12 protein-coding genes and 1 pseudogene are annotated in these 6983 nt (G+C 51.1%); 5 read left to right on the top strand and 8 right to left on the bottom strand.

What is annotated here, in order from left to right; translation table 11 throughout:
• Both CBG25_RS08360 and CBG25_RS08355 read right to left on the bottom strand, forming a co-directional pair.
• Nucleotides 1-218, bottom strand: a 218-nt coding sequence (locus CBG25_RS08360) for a phage protein Gp27 family protein (protein WP_290605972.1), incomplete at its 3' end; no start/stop codon positions are given.
• A 2-nt stretch (nt 219-220) separates the two neighbouring features.
• Nucleotides 221-532, bottom strand: a complete 312-nt coding sequence (locus CBG25_RS08355) for a hypothetical protein (protein ID WP_290605971.1) — start codon at nt 530-532, stop codon at nt 221-223.
• A 652-nt stretch (nt 533-1184) separates the two neighbouring features.
• On the opposite strand from CBG25_RS08355, the gene CBG25_RS08350 reads away from it, so the two are divergent.
• Nucleotides 1185-1346, top strand: a complete 162-nt coding sequence (locus CBG25_RS08350) for a hypothetical protein (protein ID WP_290605970.1) — start codon at nt 1185-1187, stop codon at nt 1344-1346.
• A 124-nt stretch (nt 1347-1470) separates the two neighbouring features.
• On the opposite strand, the gene CBG25_RS08345 is transcribed toward CBG25_RS08350, so the two are convergent.
• From CBG25_RS08345 to CBG25_RS08335, 3 genes are all read right to left on the bottom strand, one after another.
• Complete coding sequence (locus CBG25_RS08345; protein ID WP_290605969.1) at nt 1471-2109, bottom strand: transglycosylase SLT domain-containing protein; 639 nt, start codon at nt 2107-2109, stop codon at nt 1471-1473.
• Nucleotides 2106-2459: a putative holin gene (locus CBG25_RS08340; RefSeq protein ID WP_290605968.1), complete on the bottom strand. Its 354-nt coding sequence runs from the start codon at nt 2457-2459 to the stop codon at nt 2106-2108. The genes CBG25_RS08345 and CBG25_RS08340 overlap by 4 nt, the downstream gene beginning before the upstream one ends.
• A 285-nt stretch (nt 2460-2744) precedes the next feature.
• Complete coding sequence (locus tag CBG25_RS08335; protein ID WP_290605967.1) at nt 2745-2969, bottom strand: hypothetical protein; 225 nt, start codon at nt 2967-2969, stop codon at nt 2745-2747.
• 222 nt (nt 2970-3191) lie between these two features.
• Here CBG25_RS08335 and CBG25_RS08330 point away from each other — a divergent pair, with 222 nt between their 5' ends.
• Nucleotides 3192-3959: a DNA adenine methylase gene (locus CBG25_RS08330; protein WP_290605966.1), complete on the top strand. Its 768-nt coding sequence runs from the start codon at nt 3192-3194 to the stop codon at nt 3957-3959.
• A gap of 29 nt (nt 3960-3988) precedes the next feature.
• On the opposite strand, the gene CBG25_RS08325 is transcribed toward CBG25_RS08330, so the two are convergent.
• The 3 genes and pseudogenes from CBG25_RS08325 to CBG25_RS08315 all read right to left on the bottom strand — a co-directional run bounded on the left by CBG25_RS08325 (nt 3989) and on the right by CBG25_RS08315 (nt 5025).
• The gene (locus CBG25_RS08325; protein ID WP_290605973.1) at nt 3989-4330 is read right to left on the bottom strand and encodes a helix-turn-helix transcriptional regulator; all 342 of its coding nucleotides are present in this window, start codon (nt 4328-4330) and stop codon (nt 3989-3991) included.
• A gap of 72 nt (nt 4331-4402) precedes the next feature.
• A pseudogene (locus CBG25_RS08320) lies at nt 4403-4906 on the bottom strand (DUF3102 domain-containing protein); the annotation flags it as partial.
• On the bottom strand, nt 4900-5025 hold the full coding sequence (locus CBG25_RS08315) for a hypothetical protein (protein WP_290605965.1): 126 nt from the start codon (nt 5023-5025) through the stop codon (nt 4900-4902). The pseudogene CBG25_RS08320 and the gene CBG25_RS08315, both read right to left, overlap by 7 nt.
• 139 nt (nt 5026-5164) lie before the next feature.
• On the opposite strand from CBG25_RS08315, the gene CBG25_RS08310 reads away from it, so the two are divergent.
• From CBG25_RS08310 to CBG25_RS08300, 3 genes are read left to right on the top strand one after another with little or no spacing between them, the layout of a single operon-like run.
• The gene (locus CBG25_RS08310; RefSeq protein WP_280624565.1) at nt 5165-5398 is read left to right on the top strand and encodes a hypothetical protein; all 234 of its coding nucleotides are present in this window, start codon (nt 5165-5167) and stop codon (nt 5396-5398) included.
• A 57-nt stretch (nt 5399-5455) separates the two neighbouring features.
• Nucleotides 5456-5776, top strand: a complete 321-nt coding sequence (locus tag CBG25_RS08305; protein WP_290605963.1) for an IclR family transcriptional regulator — start codon at nt 5456-5458, stop codon at nt 5774-5776.
• A 12-nt stretch (nt 5777-5788) separates the two neighbouring features.
• Nucleotides 5789-6742 carry a DUF3102 domain-containing protein gene (locus tag CBG25_RS08300; RefSeq protein ID WP_290605961.1) on the top strand — a complete coding sequence of 318 codons (954 nt, stop codon included), beginning with the start codon at nt 5789-5791 and terminating at the stop codon, nt 6740-6742.
• Nucleotides 6743-6983 lie beyond the last annotated feature (241 nt).

Raw genomic sequence — 6983 nt, 5'->3', positions numbered from 1 at the left:
ATGATACGCGCCATCTCGGTAGCTTCACGGATAGCAGCAAAGCGGCGTTGTACCTTCTGACCGTAACGGGAAATTTGTGCCCGACCGATGCGATAACCCTTCTCATGCAGCAAGGCTTCCAGTTCCCGATAGCCACTAAAATTACGCTCGGTCAGTGCCCTGTCGAGCCATTCACGCACTGAGGATGGTAGGGTTTCTACCTTGCTTCTCGCGGCCATGTTTATTCCCTCCAGTATTTCGCCGGACGGGCAATGCCAGGGATATCGTCGGTGACGTATTCCACCAGATTCACCCCTTCCGGCGTCAGTGTGGCCGTCCATGAGCGCGCAGGGGGTCGGGTCAGGCGTACCAGTTTCAGGCCATCGAGGAACAGTAACTCTTTTTGCAGCTCCATTAAGGTYAARTCGGGRTACAGGGCATGCCCGACRTCAAACAGCARKCGGTCATTGGCCGGATAGGGCCGTGCCTTGTTAACCACCTGCAACAACACCCAGCGCAGYCCTTCACGGCGCGCCTGTTCGGTATCTATCATGYGTTTCCTCCYGTYGCCTGACGCAATTGAATGTTTTCCAGCTTCTGGTAAATCGCGTCAAGCCGTGACTCCACCACCTGCTGATAATGAATAAACTCGTCGCGCCGGACGTAACGCTCCGGCACYTCSACYTTGAAYTCCAGTACCTCGCGCTCAAGGCGCGACCCCTTATCAGTGGAATCGCGCATTAATCGCTCCAGCGAAGCAAAYCGYTCSGCCTGACGCTTTTCGGTYTCCCKGATAAACCAGCGGGCCAGCCCACCSAGAAARCCKRCCAGCCCAAACAGATAGCTGACCAGTACCCAGAAATCGACCTGTAATGTCATKRYKKTARTCCTTCRATGTAATCCAGTAATCCATTTACCTGTGCCCGCCAGACCTGGCATTGYTGCCCGTTRTYGGTGATATTGGCGAGGATATCGSGCTGGGTAACGGGACTYGGKCKRMGCYGCTCACCAGCGGACGYAGKKGKCCKGGRCGKGTTGCCARKGMSGCYGGKARSGGCGGCAGKGMCTGAACCGTTAACGTCTGACAGCCCGAGGGCGGCGTYRTAGTGCTGCACGAAGCCACGAGTAAACACGCAGGCCACAGCATGAGGCTGGCCTTTTTCATCCTGCCAATGTTGGGTAACGTCATCTATCCGCCTGGTTAATTGTTGGGTTTGGGTGTGAAGCTGCGCTATGCGTGTCAGGTAGTGCTGTTCGGCCTGATGCGCTGCCTTCACCTGATGGGTAAATCGTTGTTGCAGCGCTTGCAGGTTTTGCGCGGCCTGCTCGGCGCGCTGTTTTTCCTGAATGGCAAACGCCTCACGTAGCTGACTGATTGTTGCCACGCAGCGGTCGGTTGAACGACTCACGCCTTGCGTGTAAGCCTGCCACCACACGCCGGATAACAGCGCGATGCCAAGCACTACACCCAGGCTTTTGATGCTGATAACATTAAACACAGCTTGCCCCTCCCCAGGTCAGGTAACGCGGTGCCAGGCTTTTTAAAATACGGCGGGGATAATGGCGATTCTCGCGCCAGGCCGCCAGATTGCGTCCGGCATTGACCCGCTCAATACTGTCAAACCAGCGACCACCATTGAACCCCTGACGTTCCGCCAGGCGGCGGTCACGCTGCACCCAGCCCAAGCCGCCGTTGTAGGCCGATAGCGTCATCGCCATCTGTTCACAGCGATTGACCGCCGACAGCCGCTGCCATAGCCAGCGGTCGAAAGTCACCACCGCCCGCAGGCTCCAGCCGGGATTGAGCGGCGCTTTGGCTGCGAGCGCCGGCATTAATTCACCAATCCAGTCGGTAGTCGCGGGCATAAACTGCCCCAGCCCCCCGATGCGGTTGGTGATACCCGGCTGCCAGCCACTTTCATGGTCAATCTGGGCGGCAAAATCCGCCACCGGCGCATTGAGTCCCCACACCAGACGGGCGTTGCGTATCAGGTCAGTACGGTATGCTAGCGCCGCTTGTGGGGGACGCGCCGCATCGGCATCAAGCGCGCCACCAAGGAGCACTATCAGCAAAAGGAATAACAGCCATCTGGGGTCGCCCTGTGGGTGTTGATAGAGGTTCATGGTCATAATCCCATTGCCACACTCAGACACACTGCCGCCACAATCACCGCCCGGCGCAGCTGCGCTGCAGCAAAGACCTGATGACAGCCGCCGCGCACCGGATGTCGACCTTGTGCTACCTCAGGGTGGTTATGGTGCAGGTATTGTCCGGGTCGGGCTTTGGGGAACAGCGAACGGTCAAGCCAGTAACCAACCACCGCTGCCAGGGTGATCAAGGCCAGCTTATAAAGCACTATTGGCAGCTGCTGCGGTGAGACCAGGCCAATCACCAGCAACAGACCGGCAGCCGTGAGCAACCAGCCGCCCAGGCGCGGGGTTTTAAAGTCGGTCAAGGTCAATTTTTTTCGGATTTTCATCACTGTCTCCCTAACTATTAGACAAACAGTGTGACAAGGCAGGGCGCTAAACGCTTTTAAAGTCCTTTAAAAGGCTTGGTAAAATGTAAAAAGCAAGATAGCAGACATTCAACAGTAAAATGAAGGAGAAGGAGATGAGTTGGCATGAACGCGAAGAGGGTACCTGGTTTTTCACGAAACGCAAAGATGAAACATTTTATRATGCGTTTCAGCGATGCACAAATAACGACATATACATCGCCGATGAATCTGATTGGGCGGCGTTGCTAGTGATAGCAGCAGATCTTATTGCGGCGAAACTGAATCCTGGAGGTAAGTCAGGGCCTCTCGGTACCAGCTTTCAAGTAGAGCGTTGGGAGAACGATGAAGTTCAACCTTAAAATGCTGAATAATATTTTCTAGTGTAATAGGGCGTTGATTGTCAATAAGTGCCACCACTGCATTTCCTATAACATGCGGGATCATGCTACTTGCTAGTTTCGCCATATTGCTACGCTCTTTTTTCTTCACATTTTCAAGCCGTTTTTTAATTGATTCTTAATCTATGAATGCCTCATTTAAATTTTAAATCGTCAGTATGTTAGTAGAAAAAGCGCGACCCATCGGGTGCTACAACACCTGACAGGCCGCCAACACACAGAGGATACCTGTGAGTCAACCGTGGCGCTTTCCGTTCTCGAGAACAGGAAAGAGTCTACACGAATTTCCATTAGTGAAACAGGCTTACAGACAATGACGCAAAATTTTTTACCAATATTGCCCTGGATAGGCGGTAAACGGCGGCTGGCCAAACAGATTTTACCGCGCTTCCCTGCACATACTTGTTATGTGGAGCCATTTTGTGGCGCGGCGGCGCTTTACTTTATGAAGTCACCCAGCAAAGCGGAAGTGATTAACGATATCAACGGTGAGCTGGTCAATCTCTATCGGGTGCTGAAACACCATCTGGAAGAGTTTATGCGCCAGTTTAAATGGGCGCTGGTCAGCCGGGCGATGTATCAATGGTTGAACATAACCCCGCCCGAGACCTTAACCGATATCCAGCGCGCGGCCCGCTTTTATTACCTGCAAAAACAGGCGTTCGGCGGTAAAGTTGCCGAACACACCTTCGGCATTGCCACCACCAGTGCGCCGCGTCTTAATCTGTTGCGGATGGAAGAGGAGCTGTCGCTGGCGCATCTGCGATTGTCACGCACCACCATTGAACAACTCGATTGGTCAAGCTGCATTGCCCGTTATGACCGCCCGCACACACTGTTTTATTGCGATCCGCCGTATTGGGGCACTGAGGGGTATGGGGTGGATTTTGGTCTTGACCAATATGAAAAACTGGCCAGCATGGGACGGGATCTGGCGGGGATGATGATTATCTCGGTCAATGATATTCCTGAAATGCGGGCAATGTTTCAAGACTTTACCATGGAGAGCGTACCCATTCGCTATAGCCTCAATAGCAATCAGCCCACGCAACGGCATGAGCTGATTATTACCGTTAAATAACCCCATTCTCGGTTAGGAATGGGGAAGGGTTAAACGCGGTGACGAGCAGCTTTTTTCTCTGCCATTGCCGTCAAGGTGCGTTTAGCCACTTCGCGGGTTTCGCCATGGATATGCCGGAAAGCTGTTAACATTTCCGCCTCCTCCTCATCGCGCACCACATCAAGCGCACTGGCTTCATCACTGCGCTCTCCAGTAACAAGAAATAGTAAATCTACCCCAATAGCCTTTGCAGCAATCAGATAGGCAGTATCAGGGTGTCGCTCGCCTTTTTCGTAGTTGTACTGGGTCAGTTTTTTAACCCCACAGCGTTCGGCGAACATCTCCTGGCTCAGTCCCAGCCGTAGACGTTCCGACTTCAAGCGGTCTCCCACGCCTTCCAGCGTTAGTGTCACCCACTGCTGGGTATCGAGCGGAGCCTGTTCATCGCTCGTAGCGGTCGTAGAGGTTTTGCCAGCCAGTTGCTGACTCAACTGTTGTAACTGCTTTTCTTTTTCTGCTACCAGTTGTTGACTGCGTTTAAGCGCCGCTTCATCTTTACGTAACGCGGCTCGTAATTCCCGTACCGACATCCGGTCAACTTCGTCTAGTGTCAGGCCAGCGATGGTGCCACCTTCGGCGAGTTCGGCGAGGTCTTCGTCGTCTTCGGTCATCAGTTCAAAGAGTTTTGTTTTTCCTAAAGCTGCCAGCGATGGCAGTTTTGCCTGTAAAGCTGGAGAAAGATATTTAATTGAAACCTGCATCATTCTTGCTGCTGTTCTATATGGAAGCCCAAGATTTTCTTCAACTATTCTCATAAACTCCCCATGTGGTTCATTCTCCTTAAGAATAATCAATCGCTTGCCCGCCTCCAGCATGGCTTCAGCACTTTGTGCCATATAGAAGCGTGCTTCATGCACAATGCGCTCCCTTTCATAGGGTAGCCCATCACCAAAACGCGCCATCACGTCCTGTTGAGCGCTGTTTTCTGTATTTTTTTCAGGGTATGCAATTGCCCCTCCCCCCCCGCAATCGTGATATTGTCCGATGTACTCATAGACAGGCTAGCTGCTGCTTTTTTCTTTGCCATACAGGTCTCCTTTAGGCCGATAACAGCCCGTGGTTTTTAACGGTAATAAGAAATACACAAAAACAAACAAAAAAGACTTTACATCATTTTGAATATCAATGTATATTTATTTTTAACTTTTTATGACGGAGATAACACCATGTCACTGCAACACCCCGCTGACTTTAAGTGCAGTTTTTATAACAGAATCTATCAGGACTACCCGACGGTGGCGGCGTGGGCACGCCAATCCGGCTTCAAACCCTATCAGGTTTATATGTTGCTTGATGGCTCCTGCCAGGGCTGGCGCGGTGAAGCCCGTAAAATCAAGCAGGCGATTGAACAGATCATGGGTTCCCCCATGCCATCGGGCAAAAAGCGCCATAAGAAATAACATTCGCCTGTTTCACTGACGGTATCACAATTTCCATTAATGAAAAAGAGGCATCCGATGAAAAACACCTTAGCACTGCAGGCGCCTTCCCGAACACGCAGGGCACTGCGTATTTTGAAAGCTATGAAAGGGCATTACCGCGACGGTCTGTCCAATAAAGCCCTGGCTGCGCTTATCAATGACTCCCCTGCCAATATCAGTCGTACCCTGCCGTTTTTACTGGAAGAAGGGATGATTGAGCGGCGCCTCAACGGGAATTACGCCCTGAGCGAACAGTTGATAGAGATTGCCTTGGCCTTTTTTGATGAAACAGAACGGGCACAAATCAAGATGGCGGAAAGACATGGGCGCTGCGTAGCCTCATCGTCAAAACCGTAAGAGGGAAAAATAATGGGTAGAAAAGCGTTACCGATGCCGGCTGATATCACCCCCGAGCAACCGTTGACACCGGATTTAATGACCAACCTTAATGCCCTGTCTGAACATCAGCAGGCCATTATGGACAAGTACGGCGAGGGCCTGCCCTATCAGCGCGAGCGGATTGTGCATGAAGCGCGCTTCTATATGGCACAGAGTGCCGAGGCCATGCTGGAGGCGGGTAAACGGCTAATTATCCTGAAAGAAAACGAGCCGTATGGTGAGTTTATGAGAATAGTTGAAGAAAATCTTGGGCTTCCATATAGAACAGCAGCAAGAATGATGCAGGTTTCAATTAAATATCTTTCTCCAGCTTTACAGGCAAAGCTGCCATCGCTGGCAGCTTTAGGAAAAACAAAACTCTTTGAACTGATGACCGAAGACGACGAAGACCTCGCCGAACTCGCCGAAGGTGGCACCATCGCTGGCCTGACACTAGACGAGGTTGATCGCATGTCGGTACGTGAACTCAAGGCAAAACTACGTGATACAGAAAAATCACTTAAAGCCAGCCGCCGCTTGGCCAATGAGAAAGATCAAAAGATCAATGAACTGAGTGAAAAACGCCTGATCGATCAATATCGCCCGTTAGGGGATGAAGGCTTACGCCAGCTCCGTGAAGAAATTGGCCTGGTAGGCTTTGATGTCAAGGCCATATTAATGGGCCGCTTTCGGGAAGGGCTGGAAAAACTAAATAGCCACAGTGGCGATATCACGTCCCACGCCGATTATTTAGCAGGCTTACTCAATGATATTGAGTTTGAAATCAATGTGTTACGCAGTGATTTTTCATTACCCCACCACGCAGTATCAGAGTTGGTACCCGACTGGGCAAAAGCCGATGCGGATGTCGACGATGCGGATTTTCAGTTACCCGAGCACCTGCGCGGTACTGGTGAAGATAACGGTGAGGAGGTGGTGCAATAAGCGTGTTGCTTAATACACGAGTTTCGCAGTCTCTAAAAAAGAAGTATAAATTTAAAAACAAGAAAAAATCAGGATGTTCATATTTTGTCCGGTTATCCATGCATTAAAGATATTTATAAAATATTCTTGCAAGTAAGCAGTGTAAGATACTCTAGTTTGGCGTTATCAGAAGTCAGCCCATCGCCTTTATCTCATGACACGGTTAGCCGATGGTTAAAAAGTAGATGTTTCCGCCCTAAAG

The sequence above is a fragment of the Arsenophonus sp. ENCA genome, from assembly GCF_002287155.1.
GTDB lineage: Bacteria > Pseudomonadota > Gammaproteobacteria > Enterobacterales > Enterobacteriaceae > Arsenophonus > Arsenophonus nilaparvatae.
The sequence above is the reverse complement of the archived record's forward strand: the minus strand, read 5'-3'. Positions and strand labels throughout refer to the sequence as shown.